The sequence below is a fragment of the Micromonospora maritima genome, from assembly GCF_902825405.1.
GTDB lineage: Bacteria > Actinomycetota > Actinomycetes > Mycobacteriales > Micromonosporaceae > Micromonospora > Micromonospora maritima.
Genome location: NZ_CADEAU010000113.1, coordinates 1 through 13,456, shown reverse-complemented (window position 1 = coordinate 13,456; position 13,456 = coordinate 1). Strand labels below are relative to the sequence as shown.

Here is a 13,456-nt window from a genome sequence, read left to right as displayed (position 1 = left end):
GCTGGCGGCCGCGACCGGCGGTACGGCCGCCGCAGAGCGGCTCGCCGCCCGGGCGGTCGCCCGGTATCGGCCCGCCCGCGCCTGATCCACACCAGTACGCCGAGGTGGCGGCATCACGAGGCCGGGATACCGCCACCTCGCCGATCTGCAGAACGCTCAGAGCCAGCCGAACCAGGATCTCGGCAGCAGCGCGTAGCCGACGAAGGCGACCACGTCGAGCAGCGTGTGCGCGACGATCAGCGGGGCCACCCGGCGCGTGCGCAGGTAGAACCACCCGAAGATCAACCCCATCACCGCGTTGCCGACGAACGCGCCGAAGCCCTGGTAGAGGTGGTACGAGCCGCGCAGCACCGCGCTTGTCGCGAGCACCGCGCCGAGCCGCCAGTTGAGCTGCCGCAGCCGGGTGACCAGGTAGCCGACCACGATCACCTCCTCCAGCACGGCGTTCTGCACGGCGGCGAGGATCAGCACCGGCACCGCCCACCAGAGGTCCGGCAGGGCGGCCGGGACCAGGGTGGCGTTGACGCCCAGCTGCGCCGCCACCCAGAACAGCGCCAGCCCGGGCAGGCCGATCAGCGCGGCCAGGCCCGCGCCCCGGGCCAGGTCCGAGCCGGGCCGGCGGAGGTCGACGCCGAGCGTCCGCGCCGGGTCGCCGGGGTCGCGCGCGAGCAGGTGTACGGCGAGCAGTACCGGCAGCAGCGCGAAGACGATCCCGAGCAGCTGGTACGTGAGGTCGAGGTAGGGCCGGGCGGACGCGGAGGTGTTCAGCGCGGCGGTCTGTTTCGACAGCCCGCCCGACGCGGTGAGCTTGGCGACGAGCGAGACCAGCGCGTACACGGCCGACTGGCCGAGGGAGAGGCCGAGCACGAGCAGCGTCTCGGTGCCCAGCACCCGGCGGGAGACCGGCCGGGCCAGCTCGTCAACCGTCACCGGACCATGAAACCACCTCGGCGACGAGGTGGGCCGGTCGCACATCGTGTGCGACCGCCGGACACGCTGCGTGGACATTCTATGGAGGCCGATCCGCCCGTACGGAGAAGGAGCGTGCCCCTGTGGAGAACTTCGCGCGGCTGCTGAAGGAGAGCTGGGCCCTGGTGGAGGAGCACCGGGAGCGGCTCAGCGGCCACTTCTACGCCCGCCTGTTCCTCCTCGACCCGGAGCTGCGCAAGCTCTTCCCGGTGCAGATGAACGGGCAGGGCGACCGGATCCTGGAGGCGATCGTCACGGCCACCCAGACGGTGGACGACCCGGAGAGCTTCGACGAGTACCTGCGGGCGTTGGGCCGGGACCACCGGAAGTACCACGTGTCCTCCGGCCACTACGAGACCATGGGCGTCGCCCTGCTCGACGCGCTGCGCAGCACCGCCGGCGACGGCTGGAACCTGGAGTACGACCAGGCGTGGCGGGAGGCGTACGCCAGCATCACCGAGCGGATGCTGGCCGGCGCGGAGGCGGACGGGAACCCGCCGTTCTGGCACGCCGAGGTGCTCAGCCACGAGCGGCACGGCCCGGACACGGCGGTGCTGACCGTCCGTGCCCTCCAGGATCCGCTCCCCTGGAAGGCCGGTCAGTACGTGAGCGTGGAGGTGCCCCGCTACCACCCCCGGGTGTGGCGGACGTACTCGGTGGCGAACGCCCCGAACGAGGAGAGCGTGCTGGAGTTCCACGTCCGGACGCCGGCCGGGGCGGCGGGCTGGGTGTCCGGTGCGCTGGTCCGTCGGACCAAGCCGGGTGACCTGCTGCGGGTGGCCGCCCCGATGGGCTCGATGACGCTGGACCCGGACTCCACCCGGGACATCCTATGCGTGGCCGGCGGGGTCGGGTTGGCACCGATCAAGGCGCTGGTGGAGGAGCTGGCCCGGGTCAACCGGACCCGCTGGGTGCACGTCTTCTACGGCGCCCGCCGCCCGGAGGAGCTGTACGGGCTGGCCGGCCTGGAGGAGCTGGTGGCGACCCACCCCTGGCTGTCGGTGACGCCGGCGTGCAGCGGGGACCCGGACTACGCCGGCGAGCAGGGCGACGTCTCCGAGGTGGTCACCCGGTACGGCCCGTGGACCACGCACGACTGCTACGTCTCCGGTTCGGCGGCCATGGTCCGGGCGACGCTGCGCGCCCTCGCCGCCGACGACGTCCCGCCGGACAACATCCGCTACGACACGTTCGGCAACCTCTGAGCCTTTCTCCCCCCGAGCCGGGTCGCGTGCCCCCGCCCCCTGGGGCACGCGACCCGGCCCCCGTCTCAGTAGCGCCAGGGGGTGCCGGTCTCGCGGTACTCCTCCACCGGCACCAGCGGCACGCCGGGGGCCATCCGGTCGACGTACAGGCGCCCCTCCAGGTGGTCGATCTCGTGCGCGACCAGCCGGGCCATCGCGTACTCGAAGGACGTGATCACCCGGCTGCCGTCCCACAGCGCGTGTTCCACGTCGATCCGCAGCGGGCGGGGCACCAGGCCGCGGTGGTCGAAGTAGGAGAGGCAGCCCTCGTACTGCTCGTCGGTCTCGGCGGCGGCGTCCACCACCCGGGGGTTGAGCAGCACCACCGGTTCGGCCGCCCGGTCGGCGGGGCGGACCAGGGCGGCGGACCAGCCGAGGCCGAGCTGGGGTGCGGCGAGGCCGACGCCCTTGCTGAACGGGTGCAGCTCGTCGAGGCGGACCAGCATGCCGGCGAGCCGATCGACCACCTGCCGGGCGTGCGACTCCTCGGCCGGCAGGTCGAACGGGCGGGCGGGCTGCCGGAGCAGGTCGTCGCCGCGTTGCACGATGCCCACCGCGCGCATCCGGTCGCTGGCCCGCACCCGGCCGCCGGCCGGTGGGCCGTCCGGCTCGGCCTCCGGCGCCGGGCTGCGGAACCGCCACTGCAACCGGTAGCGGGCGTTCAGCGGCGGGTCGTCGGTCCCCCAGTCGAAGATCAACCGGTCGTCGGCCGCGGTGCGCTGGATCGGCGTGCGCAGCGGCCCCTCCTCCGCCGACAGCGAGGTCTCCGCGCCCCACACCTTCGGGTCGAGGTCCGCGGGCAGGTCGAGGCGCACCGCCAGGTGCCGGGTGGGCAGGCGTACGGCGCGCTGGAACCAGGGTCCCCACTTGTCCCGACCGACCTGGTACGCGTACTCGATGGTGACCCGGTCGCCCGGGTAGAGCGGGAAGCGGCCCTCGTCGTTCTCGAAGAGCAGCCAGATCTCCTTGAACGCGTCCCGGTCGTGCTTGGCCCGCCAGTGCATCGGCTCCCGCCCGCTCCCGTCGTCCCGGTACGCGGTGAGTTGCAGCTCGGCGAAGGTGAGCGGGTGCTCCCGGTGGTGCCGGTTGGAGCGCCCCGGATCGTTCGGGTAGCGGTCGACCGCGACCCGGACCAGGTAGCGGGTGACCGGCTCGGTGCCGGCGTTGTACAGCTCCCGCCGGATGACGCAGTGGTAGCCGTCGCCGGTGTGGGTGAGCGTGGCGACCTCGCGCTCGACCACCAGGCCGGTGCCGGGCGGCAGCCACTGGCCGGGTACGGGCGGGTCGCGGTGCGCCCCGGCGGCCCGGCCGTGCCGCAGCTCGTCGTACTCCCGGAAGCGTTGCCAGATCGCCCCGCTGGCCTCCAGGACCGCCTCGGCCCGGCGGGCGAAGTCCTCGGTGGGCCGGTGGCGGCGCCCCTCGACGTGGCTGACGTAGGACGGGTCGAAGCCCATCAGCGTCGCCAACTGCTTCTTGGACAGCCCTCGACCGGTCCGGTGCCGGGCGAGTTCGGCTGCGAACGAGTCGGCGGCACGCTCGATCGGTGAGGTCGTCATCAGCTTCCTCGTAGCCGGGACGACCATTTTCACGTTGGGTGGCCGGACGTGTACGGAAACTGCCTCGTATTCGACAGTCGTCTTGACAATTCAACGGTGCACGTCGATGCTTGCGCCGCCCACCCGGCCCTCCGGGCGGCGTTTTCCGCCCACCCCGCCGGGTAGTACGCGACGGCGACGGAGTGACCGGGACCTCCCCCTGAAGCCCGTGGCACCACTTTCCCTCCGCCGGGGATTGTGGTTAGGCTAGCCTTAGCTTCGGTCGACGGCACGCGCCGGCCGGCAGGGCGACCAGACAGGGGACGGCCAGGTGACTGCGGTGATGCCGGGGCGCGACGTCGCCACCCCGTTCGCCCCGGTGACCGCGACCCTGCGTGCCATGTTCGGCACCGACGACCTGCCCGGGCTCGCACCCGGCCTGCTGGTCCGCGACGAGCTGGCCCGCTGGACGCCGGCCGCCCGCCTGGTCGACGGCACGCTGCTGCCCGAGTTCCTCACCGCCGCGGGCCGGCGCTGGGGCGGCACCCCGCACGCCTGCGCCGCGCTGGCCTGGAAGTCCTACAGCTACTGGACCGCGCTGCCGGCCGTGCTCGGCTGGGCCTCGGCCCGCCGGGTGCCGCTGCTCGACCCGGCCCACGTGCTCGTGCACTTCGAGGACCACCACCAGCTGCTCACGCTGGGGCTGCGTGCCTCGACCCCGGTGGCGGTGCTGCCCGGCGACCCGCTCGCCCTCACCGGCACGCCGGGGGTCCGGGTGGTCGCCGACGAGACGGCGTTGCTCGGCGAGCTGCGCGCCTCACTGCTCGACGCGCACTTCGCCCCGCTGATCACCGCCATCCAGGGCGAGGTCCGGATCGGCACCCGTACGCTGCTCGGCTCGGTGGCGTCCGGCATCGCGCACGGCATCCTGCGCGCGGCGGACGCGCTGCCCGGCTCGTCGGCCGCGACCGTGACCACGCTGCTGGACGCGCTCGACCTGGGTGACCTGGTCGAGCTGGTGCCCGGCCCGACCGGCGAGCCGACCGTGCAGCGGCGCACCTGCTGCCTCGCGTTCACGTTGCCCCGGCCCAAGGTCTGCCAGGGCTGCTGCGTCCGCCAGGCCTGACCGTTCACCCGACGAGCGGCCGCACGTCCCACAGCCACACCCCGCCGGTACGCCTCGGCGTGATTCCGGTCAGCTCGGTCATCGCCCGACGCAACGCCTCGGCCTGCCGCAGCCGGGGGTCGAGGACCACCGCGCCGGCCCGCCAGTACCGCAGGTCGTCGACGGCGGCCACCCGGTCCTGCGGGGTGATCGGGGGCACCGCGTCGCTCCGCCGTACGGTGTCGAAGAACGTGCTGGTGGGACGCGGTGGCGCGGTGAACAGCGCGATCCGGTCGCCGCCCGGGCGGGTGTCCGGATAGAGGAAGTAGCCCCGGGCCAGCGGCATGTCCAGCCGGGTCTCGGCGGACCAGCGCAGCGGGACCGCGTAGGTGGTGTCGGGCAGCGGGAGCGTGACCACGCTCCGCCCACCGGCGACGTAGGGGCGCCACGCGCCCGAGGTGACGAACGCCGGAGTCGGGTCGAGGCGCTTGGCCGGCAGCGGGGTGGGCAGGATCGGCAGCAGCGCCATGGCCAGCACGGTGCCGGTGGCGAACCGGATCTGCCCGCGCGCGGCCGGGTGGCGCGCGGCGAGGCGGCGGGCCCGGTCGGCGCCGAACGCGAGCAGCACGCCGACGATCGGGGTGAGCGCGAGCGACCATCGGGTGGGCACCACCGAGTGCAGGATCGGCAGGTTCTCCAGCGCGGCCCACGGGCCGGGGACGCCGGTGTCCCGTCCGCCGTACCGGACCTCCCGCCCGAGCGAGAAGAGCGCGAACAGCAGCCCCACCGCGGCCAGCCCGAGCACCACCGCGTTCCGGCGCAGCCACCAGACCAGCGCGGCCACCAGCACCACGAGCGGCCACCCGAAGAACGCGTTCTCCTCGGTGGCGTTCTTCACCAGCGGTTCGCTGCCCCGCGCGTCGCCGGCCAGCGACTCCCGGGACCACGCCACGTACGCGGCGAGGTCGGTGGAGTAGCCGCGGATCAGGGCGGACAGCCCGCTGTACGCGCCGGGGCCGAAGAACTGCACCCGGAGCGGGTACGCGAGCAGCGCCCCGGCGACGACGGCGGCCACCCCGAGCCCGGCGGCGAAGGGTCGGGTCGCCGCACGCAGTCCGGGCCGGCCCAGCGCGAGCGCGAGCACCACCACGCCCAGGCCGATGGCGGTCATCAGCAGGATCTCCAGGTTGAGGAAGGCCTGCCAGACGATCACCAGGCCGAGCAGCACCCCGTTGCGCAGCCAGCGGCCGGGCTGCGCCAGCCGCAACGTCCGCCAGACGATCAGCGGCACCACGAACTGGCTGACGATGTTCGGGTGGGCGTTGGCGTGCGACACCATCGCCGGCGCGAACGCGCAGAAGCCGGCACCCAGCCACGCGGGCGCGCGTGCCCCGACCACCACGCGGGAGAGCAGGAAATACCAGGCCGCTCCGGTGGCGGCGAGGCCGAACGTGAGGAAAATCAGAAAGGACCAGCGCGGACCGCACCACAGCGTTATCGGCGACAGCGGCACCGAAATGGATAATACGGACGTATTCGCCATGAGATTGACCACGTCCGGCACATTCATCCGGTCCGAGGTGAACGGATAGGCGAAATCGGTCACGACCCGTGCACCGTGCGCCATCATCCATTCGAATTGCGCCTGATCGGTGCGATTGTCCCGGACCCCGTTGGCCGGATCCACCCACAGGCGAGCGGTGACCCAGAACGCGAGCAGCACGAAGCTGAGCACGGCGAGAGCGTCGAACCGCCGACCCCGCCGCGGGTCCGCGTCCGATTCCGGAGTAGTCATGACATTTCAGAGCGTAGTCAGGGTATGACGGGCCCGTGACATGTTTCCGGGACTCACGTACTATGTGCCGAGTTCGCCGACCGCCGATCACGTGCCCCACCCGACCGCAATTCGGCCACCCCGGTGCCCCGATTTCCCCACCAGCCATCCAGATGGTTGACTCTGACGGTCCAGGCGCGGGTCAGTCATATCGTGAGGAATCGACGCATGGCAGAAATCACTGGGGATCAGCGCGTCCAGTCGGAGGTGCTCGAAGGCCTGGCGACGGCGGTCAACCACCGGCGGTGGTTCGTTGAGCTGGCCGTGCCCTACCTCGGTGACAACCCCATCGAGATCGGCAGCGGCCTCGGCGACTACGCGCTGGAGTGGGCCGAGCACCTGCCCCGGATCACCGCCACCGAGGCCGACCCCGACCGGCTGGTCAAGCTCAAGGAGCGACTGGCCGACCACCCCGGCGTCGAGGTCCGGCAGATGCTGCTGCCGCACACCGAGCGGGGCGACTACAGCGCCGCCGTCTCGTACAACGTGCTGGAGCACATCGACGACCACGTGGGCGCGCTGCGCAGCATGCGCGACCTGGTCCGGCCCGGCGGCGCGGTGGTCATCATCGTGCCGGCGTTCCAGTTCGCGATGAGCCCGGCGGACATCGCCACCGGCCACGTACGGCGCTACACGAAGAAGACGCTCGGCGCGGCGATGACCGAGGCCGGCCTCACGGTGGAGAAGATCCATTACGCGAACGCGCTCGGCCTGATCGGCTACTTCATGGCCACCAAGGTCTTCCGGCTGATGCCGAAGGAGGGCCCGATGGTGAAGGTCTACGACACCCTGGTGCTGCCCGCGACCAAGGCCGCCGAGCAGCGGGTCCGACCGCCGTTCGGCCAGTCCGTCTTCGCGGTCGCCCGCGTCCCCGCCTGAGGTGCAAGGAGGGGCCCCCTGTTAACGCCTCCGGTATAGATGGGGCCCCCTCTCACACCTACGTGTTAAGAAGGGGCCCCTGCTTACATCTGGTCAGTCCTTGACCTGGTAGGTCGGGCGGATCACCGCGCGGGCCAGGGTGTGGAACGCCAGGTTGAAGCCGACGAAGGCCGGGCTGGCGTCCTTGCCCACGTCCAGGCGCTCGACGTCGACCGCGTGCACCGCGAAGACGTACCGGTGTGGACGGTCACCCGGGGGCGGCGCGGCGCCGCCGTAACCGGTGTCGCCGTAGTCGTTGCGGATGCTGAACGCGCCCCCGAGGTCGGTCTCCGCCACCCCCGTGGGCAGCTCGGTGACGGACGCGGGCACGTCCACCAGCACCCAGTGCCAGAAACCGCTGCCGGTCGGGGCGTCCGGGTCGAAGCAGGTGACCACGAAGCTCTTCGTCTCCGCCGGGAAGCCGGACCAGGACAGGTGCGGCGACACGTTCTCGCCGCCGGCGCTGCCGTGCGCGTACCGGGCGTCCATCGGCTCGCCGTTGTGCACGTCGTCGCTGGTCAGGTCGAACGCCGACACCGTCGGCAGCAGCTCGTACGGGTCCGGGGCGATCGGTCGTTCCAGGGTCATCGAAACGGTCCTTCCGGGTGCGCGAAATGTTCTGCGCCCCTTCATACCCCGCTGTCGTGCTGCCGGCGCACCATCTCGGTGATCCAGATCGGCGCGTACGGCGACGTGCAGCCCGGCGGCGTCGGATGGTCCTTCAGCACCGCCAGCCGCTCGCCGACGGCGATCGCCCGGTCACGGTGCCCGGCGTGCGCGATGCCGATCTGGGCCAGGCAGTGGTTCATCGCCCACTGGAGGCGGCCCGGGGCGTCCCGCATCTCCGCCTCGATCACGTCCAGCAGGCCGGCGAGGTCGAGCCCGTCCGGCCGGCGCGCCACCCGCTCGGTGGTCAACGCCCAGCCGGCGCTCGCCACCACCGGATCCGGGTCGGCGAGCCAGGCCAGCCGCAGCCGTTCGGCGTGCGGGCTCTTCTTCACCACGTAGGCCACGAGCCAGTCGTGCACCTTGGGCGTGCGCGCCTCGCGCAGCATCGCGTCCAGCTCGTCGGCACCGAACGCCTTCGGTCGGCAGACCAGCAGCGCCAGCAGCCGGGCCGTGCTGTCCCCGGTGCGCCACAACGCGTACGCCAGGTCGTGCTGGGTCTTCAGGCGCTTCGCGACCGCCCGCAGCCCGCCCAGGTTGACCCCGTGGTCGTCGCCGTGCCGCTCGTTGACCGCGCGGATCTTCGGGTCCTCCAGCGCGGCCAGCTCGGCCATCACCTCGGCCAGCGCCGTGTCCGTCACCTCGGCCTCCCGAGCGTTGCGGGCGGAGGGTGTGGGATTCGAACCCACGAAGACATCGCTGCCTTACCGGTTTTCAAGACCAGCGCCATCGGCCACTAGGCGAACCCTCCCGACGTGCTCCCCGAGGGGAACCCGACCGCGCATAGTCTGCCACGAACACGGGATCGGGTAAGACTGAGCCATGCGCGCGATCACGATCACGGAACCCGGCGGACCCGAGGCCCTCGTCTGGACGGAGGTGCCCGACCCCGAGCCGGGCCCCGGCGAGGTGGTCGTCGAGGTGCGGGCCAGCGCGGTCAACCGGGCCGACCTGCTCCAGCGGCAGGGCCACTACCCGCCGCCGCCGGGCGCGCCCGCGTACCCCGGCTTGGAGTGCTCGGGGACCATCCGCGCGCTCGGTCCCGACGTGACCGGCTGGGCGGTGGATCAGGAGGTCTGCGCGTTGCTGGCCGGCGGCGGGTACGCCGAGCAGGTCGCGGCGCCGGCCGGGCAGTTGCTGCCGGTGCCGGCCGGGGTGGACCTGGTCGACGCCGCCGCCCTGCCGGAGGTGGCCTGCACGGTCTGGTCGAACGTGGTCGACCTGGCCCGGCTGGCCGAGGGCGACACGCTGCTGGTGCACGGCGGCGGCAGCGGGATCGGCACGTTCGCGATCCAGCTCGGGGTGGCCCTGGGCGCGACGGTGGTGGTGACCGCCCGGTCGGCCAAGCACGAGCGGCTGCGTGAGCTGGGCGCCGCGCACACGATCGACTACCGGGAGCAGGACTTCGTCGAGGAGGTGCGCCGGGTCACCGACGGGCGCGGCGCGGACGTGGTCCTGGACATCATGGGCGCGTCCTACCTGCCGCGGAACGTGGCGGCGCTGGCCACCGGCGGGCGGCTCGTGGTGATCGGCATGCAGGGGGGCCGCAAGGGCGAACTCGACCTGGGGATGCTGCTGGCCAAGCGGGGCTCGGTGCACGCGACCGCGTTGCGGTCCCGCCCGGTGGCGGAGAAGGCGGCGATCACGCGCGGCGTACGCGAGCAGGTGTGGCCGCTGGTCGAGGCGGGCCGGATCCGGCCGGTGGTGCACGCCCGGGCGGGGATGGCGGACGCCGCCGACGCGCACCGGCTGGTGGAGACGAACGACCACCTGGGCAAGGTCCTGCTGGTCCGGTGACGCCTCAGTCCCGGGGGAGCACCAGGCGCGCGCCGGGGCCCTCGGCGGCGAGCGAGTCGTCGGGGTTGTAGAGCGTGCAGCGCTGCAACGACAGGCAGCCGCAGCCGATGCAGCCGTCCAGGTCGTCGCGGAGCTTGCCGAGCAGCCGGATCCGCTCGTCCAGCCGGTCCCGCCAGGCCCGGGACAGTGCGGCCCAGTCGTCCGGGGTCGGCGTACGCCCGGCGGGCAGCGAGTCCAGCGCCTCCCGGATCTCGTCCAACGAGACGCCCACCTGCTGCGAGATCCGGACGAAGGCCACCCGGCGCAGCTCGGTGCGGGCGTAGCGACGCTGGTTGCCGCCGGTGCGGGCGGCGTGGATCAGGCCCAGCCGCTCGTAGTAGCGCAGCGCGGAGGGTGCCACGCCGCTCCGTTCGGCGAGCTGGCCGATGGTCAGGGTTGCCTCATGCATCACAGGGCCTTGAGTTGAAGTTCGCTTCAGGTCCGAGGCTATCCGCATGACGACCACCACCGCCACCGAGCTTGCCCCGCTGCTGGACCGGGTCCGTGCCGGCCGCGAGTTCGGCCCGAACGTGTACTCGACGCTGGACGTGCTCCAGGTGCTCTACGACCGGGTGCTCCGGATCACCCCGGCCACCGTGGACGACCCCGACCGGGACCGGTTCCTGCTCTCCAAGGGCCACGCGGTCGCCGGCTACTACGCGCTGCTCGCCGCCCGTGGCTTCGTCCCGGTCGAGTGGCTGGACGACCAGGGCGGCCCGGCGAGCCGGCTCGGCGACCACCCGGACCGGACGCTCGTGCCGGGAGTCGAGATCGGGTCCGGGTCGCTCGGCCACGGCCTCGGGTTGGGCGTCGGCACCGCGCTCGGCCTGCGGGCCCAGGGCCGGACGACACCCCGGGTGTACGTGCTGCTCGGCGACGCCGAACTGGACGAGGGCTCCAACCACGAGGCGGTCGCGTACGCCGGAGCGACGGGCCTGGCCAACCTGACCGCGATCGTGGTGGACAACCACTCGGCCACCCACGGCTGGCCGGGCGGCGCGGCGAGCCGGTTCACCGTGAACGGGTGGAGCGCCGCCACCGTCGACGGACGCGACCACGACGCGCTGCACCGCGCCCTCACCGGACACGACCACCACCGACCGCACGTCGTCGTCGCGACCGTCGACAGCGAGGAGTGACCATGACCACGACCATGCGCGAGGAGTTCGTCCGCACGGCCGAGGAGGTGCTCGCCGACCCCCGGAGCGTGCTCGTGCTCGCCGACATCTCCGCCGCCGCGTTCGCCCCGGCCGCCGCCCACCACCCGGACCGGGTGGTCAACGTCGGGATCCGGGAACAGCTCATGATCGGCGTGGCCGGCGGACTGGCCCTGACCGGGCAGCGGCCGATCGTGCACAGCTACGCCCCGTTCCTCGTCGAGCGCGCGTACGAACAGATCAAGCTCGACCTCGGCCACCAGGGGGTGGGCGCGGTGCTGGTGGGTATCGGCGCCTCGTACGACCGCGCGGCCTCGGGGCGCACCCATCTCGGGCCGGCCGACGTGGCCCTGATCGACACGCTCGACGGCTGGACCGTGCACGTGCCGGGCCACCCCGACGAGGTGCGCCCGCTGCTGCGCGCGGCGGTGTGCGGGTCGGGCTCGGCCTACCTGCGGTTGTCCACCCGGAGCAACACGACCGCGTACCCGGAGGCCGGTGGGCTGCGGGTCGTCCGGGACGCCGGACCGGGCGCGCCCCTGCTGGTGGCGGTCGGCCCGACGCTGGACGCGGCGCTGGACGCGGTGGCCGACCGGCCGGTCACGGTGGCCTACACCCATCGGCCACGGCCGTTCGACACCGCCGGGCTGCGGGCGCTGGCCGGCGCCGAGGTGATCCTGGTCGAGCCGTACCTGGCCGGCACCTCGACCCGGGTGGTGAGCGAGGCGCTTGCCGACCGGCCGCACCGGCTGCTCGCCCTCGGCGTCGGTCGGGCGGACCTGCGCCGCTACGGCGGGCCGGAGGACCACGACCGCTGGCACGGCCTGGACGCCGCCGGGCTGCGCCGCTCGGTCGACGCGTTCCTCGGGTCCCCCACCTGACCCGGACACGACGGGACCCCGCGACCCCGGCCGGAGCCGGGACGCGGGGTCCTCGTGTCGTTTCGGGTCAGCGCCGGGCGGCGGGACCGACCGGGCGGCGGCGGGCGCGCTCGCGGGCCAGGATCCAGATCGCCTCGACGCCGTCCTTCCAGGTGATCTTCTTGCCCTCCTCGCGGCCCCGGGCCCGGTAGCTGATCGGCACCTCGTAGGGGCGGATCCGCTGGCGGAGCAGCTTGCCGGTGACCTCGGCCTCCATGCCGAAGCCGCGGGAGCGCACCTGGAGCGAGCGGTAGAGCGCCAGCGGCATCAGCTTGAAGCAGGTCTCCAGGTCGCCGATGTACGAGTTGTAGAGCACGTTGGCCGCCAGCGTGACGCCCTTGTTGCCCATCACGTACCAGAAGCTGTAGGAGCTGTGGCTGCCGAAGGTGCGGTTGCCGTAGACCACGGTGGCCCGGCCGTCGAGCACCGGCTCCAGCAGGCGCGGGATGTCCTGCGGGTCGTACTCCAGGTCGGCGTCGAGGATGACCATGTACTCACCCTCGGCGTTGTCCACGGCGGTCTTGATGGCCGCGCCCTTGCCGGCGTTGCGCGGGTGGGTGATCACCCGCAGGCGGGCGTCGTCCACCCGGCCGAGCACCTCGCCGGTGCCGTCGCGGCTGCCGTCGTCCACGACGACCAGCTCGATCTCGCAGGGGTAGTCCACCGCCAACGCCTGCTTGAGGGCGTCCGCGATGCGTTCTTCCTCGTTGTAGACCGGCATGAGGATCGAGAGCTTCACGGGTTCTCCACAACGGCGGCGGCAGGTCGGGGCATAGCCTAGCCTGGCAAATCCCCGGGGTCACCCACAGGCCGCCCGGTCAGCCCTGCTTGGCCGGCACGACGACCAGTCGGGCCACCCCACCGTCACCCTGGGTGGTTCCGGCGACGCCGACCGTGGTGCCGATCTTGATGTCGCTCGACCGAATGGTGGAGCGGCGCTCGACCACCCGCAGCTTCTCGTCGTACGTCCAGGTCTTCGTGAAGCCGTCGGCGGACTTCACCGTCATCGACCTGTCGTCGATCGCGGTGACCTGCCCGCGCTGCACCGCGACGGTCTTCGTGCCCTCCTTGGTCTGCACCACGACCTCGCCGTGCAGGGTGTTCTTGCGCAGCAGCACCCGGGCGCGGTGCCGCTTGCGCCACTCCTGGGCGCCGGCCTTGCGGTCCGGTCGGGCCTGCTCGTCCGGCGCACCCGAGGCCGACGGCGCGGGCGCGGCGACCGGGTCGACGTCCAGGTCGGCGGCGTCCACCCCGAGGGCGGCGAGCGCCTGG

At 72.8% G+C, this 13,456-nt stretch carries 14 protein-coding genes and 1 tRNA gene; 6 read left to right on the top strand and 9 right to left on the bottom strand.

Annotated elements, in window-relative coordinates:
* Positions 1 to 156: 156 nt before the first annotated feature.
* Entirely contained in the window at positions 157 to 930 is a 774-nt protein-coding gene (locus tag HUW36_RS13395) for a CPBP family intramembrane glutamic endopeptidase (RefSeq protein ID WP_174528457.1), read from the bottom strand.
* A 122-nt stretch (positions 931 to 1,052) separates the two neighbouring features.
* Between HUW36_RS13395 and HUW36_RS13390 the strand changes: the two genes are divergently transcribed.
* Complete coding sequence (locus HUW36_RS13390; RefSeq protein WP_174528456.1) at positions 1,053 to 2,174, top strand: globin domain-containing protein; 1,122 nt, start codon at positions 1,053 to 1,055, stop codon at positions 2,172 to 2,174.
* 65 nt (positions 2,175 to 2,239) lie between these two features.
* Here the strand turns inward: HUW36_RS13390 and HUW36_RS13385 are convergent, their stop codons facing one another.
* Positions 2,240 to 3,769 carry a peptide deformylase gene (locus HUW36_RS13385; RefSeq protein WP_174528455.1) on the bottom strand — a complete coding sequence of 510 codons (1,530 nt, stop codon included), beginning with the start codon at positions 3,767 to 3,769 and terminating at the stop codon, positions 2,240 to 2,242.
* A gap of 322 nt (positions 3,770 to 4,091) precedes the next feature.
* On the opposite strand from HUW36_RS13385, the gene HUW36_RS13380 reads away from it, so the two are divergent.
* Positions 4,092 to 4,874, top strand: a complete 783-nt coding sequence (locus HUW36_RS13380; protein ID WP_174528460.1) for a hypothetical protein — start codon at positions 4,092 to 4,094, stop codon at positions 4,872 to 4,874.
* Positions 4,875 to 4,878: 4 nt separating this feature from the next.
* Here HUW36_RS13380 and HUW36_RS13375 read toward each other — a convergent pair whose 3' ends face one another.
* The gene (locus HUW36_RS13375; RefSeq protein ID WP_174528454.1) at positions 4,879 to 6,648 is read right to left on the bottom strand and encodes a DUF6311 domain-containing protein; all 1,770 of its coding nucleotides are present in this window, start codon (positions 6,646 to 6,648) and stop codon (positions 4,879 to 4,881) included.
* A 207-nt stretch (positions 6,649 to 6,855) separates the two neighbouring features.
* Here HUW36_RS13375 and HUW36_RS13370 point away from each other — a divergent pair, with 207 nt between their 5' ends.
* The gene (locus HUW36_RS13370; RefSeq protein ID WP_174528453.1) at positions 6,856 to 7,566 is read left to right on the top strand and encodes a class I SAM-dependent methyltransferase; all 711 of its coding nucleotides are present in this window, start codon (positions 6,856 to 6,858) and stop codon (positions 7,564 to 7,566) included.
* Positions 7,567 to 7,659: 93 nt separating this feature from the next.
* Here HUW36_RS13370 and HUW36_RS13365 read toward each other — a convergent pair whose 3' ends face one another.
* The 3 genes from HUW36_RS13365 to HUW36_RS13355 form a co-directional block, all read right to left on the bottom strand.
* The gene (locus tag HUW36_RS13365) at positions 7,660 to 8,193 is read right to left on the bottom strand and encodes a YbhB/YbcL family Raf kinase inhibitor-like protein (RefSeq protein ID WP_174528452.1); all 534 of its coding nucleotides are present in this window, start codon (positions 8,191 to 8,193) and stop codon (positions 7,660 to 7,662) included.
* A gap of 41 nt (positions 8,194 to 8,234) precedes the next feature.
* Positions 8,235 to 8,885 carry a DNA alkylation repair protein gene (locus HUW36_RS13360; RefSeq protein WP_174528459.1) on the bottom strand — a complete coding sequence of 217 codons (651 nt, stop codon included), beginning with the start codon at positions 8,883 to 8,885 and terminating at the stop codon, positions 8,235 to 8,237.
* Positions 8,886 to 8,935: 50 nt separating this feature from the next.
* Positions 8,936 to 9,022, bottom strand: a tRNA-Ser gene (locus tag HUW36_RS13355).
* Positions 9,023 to 9,093: 71 nt separating this feature from the next.
* On the opposite strand from HUW36_RS13355, the gene HUW36_RS13350 reads away from it, so the two are divergent.
* Positions 9,094 to 10,068 carry an NAD(P)H-quinone oxidoreductase gene (locus tag HUW36_RS13350; RefSeq protein ID WP_174528451.1) on the top strand — a complete coding sequence of 325 codons (975 nt, stop codon included), beginning with the start codon at positions 9,094 to 9,096 and terminating at the stop codon, positions 10,066 to 10,068.
* A 4-nt stretch (positions 10,069 to 10,072) separates the two neighbouring features.
* Here HUW36_RS13350 and soxR read toward each other — a convergent pair whose 3' ends face one another.
* Positions 10,073 to 10,516: a redox-sensitive transcriptional activator SoxR gene (gene soxR / locus HUW36_RS13345; RefSeq protein ID WP_174528450.1), complete on the bottom strand. Its 444-nt coding sequence runs from the start codon at positions 10,514 to 10,516 to the stop codon at positions 10,073 to 10,075.
* Positions 10,517 to 10,562: 46 nt separating this feature from the next.
* Here soxR and HUW36_RS13340 point away from each other — a divergent pair, with 46 nt between their 5' ends.
* Positions 10,563 to 11,246 carry a transketolase gene (locus HUW36_RS13340; RefSeq protein WP_174528449.1) on the top strand — a complete coding sequence of 228 codons (684 nt, stop codon included), beginning with the start codon at positions 10,563 to 10,565 and terminating at the stop codon, positions 11,244 to 11,246.
* Between the two features lie 14 nt (positions 11,247 to 11,260).
* Positions 11,261 to 12,145: a transketolase family protein gene (locus HUW36_RS13335; RefSeq protein WP_174528458.1), complete on the top strand. Its 885-nt coding sequence runs from the start codon at positions 11,261 to 11,263 to the stop codon at positions 12,143 to 12,145.
* A 67-nt stretch (positions 12,146 to 12,212) separates the two neighbouring features.
* Here the strand turns inward: HUW36_RS13335 and HUW36_RS13330 are convergent, their stop codons facing one another.
* Both HUW36_RS13330 and HUW36_RS13325 read right to left on the bottom strand, forming a co-directional pair.
* On the bottom strand, positions 12,213 to 12,923 hold the full coding sequence (locus HUW36_RS13330; protein WP_174528448.1) for a glycosyltransferase family 2 protein: 711 nt from the start codon (positions 12,921 to 12,923) through the stop codon (positions 12,213 to 12,215).
* A gap of 79 nt (positions 12,924 to 13,002) precedes the next feature.
* Positions 13,003 to 13,456: hypothetical protein (locus tag HUW36_RS13325; protein WP_174528447.1), on the bottom strand; the 454-nt coding region annotated here is incomplete at its 5' end.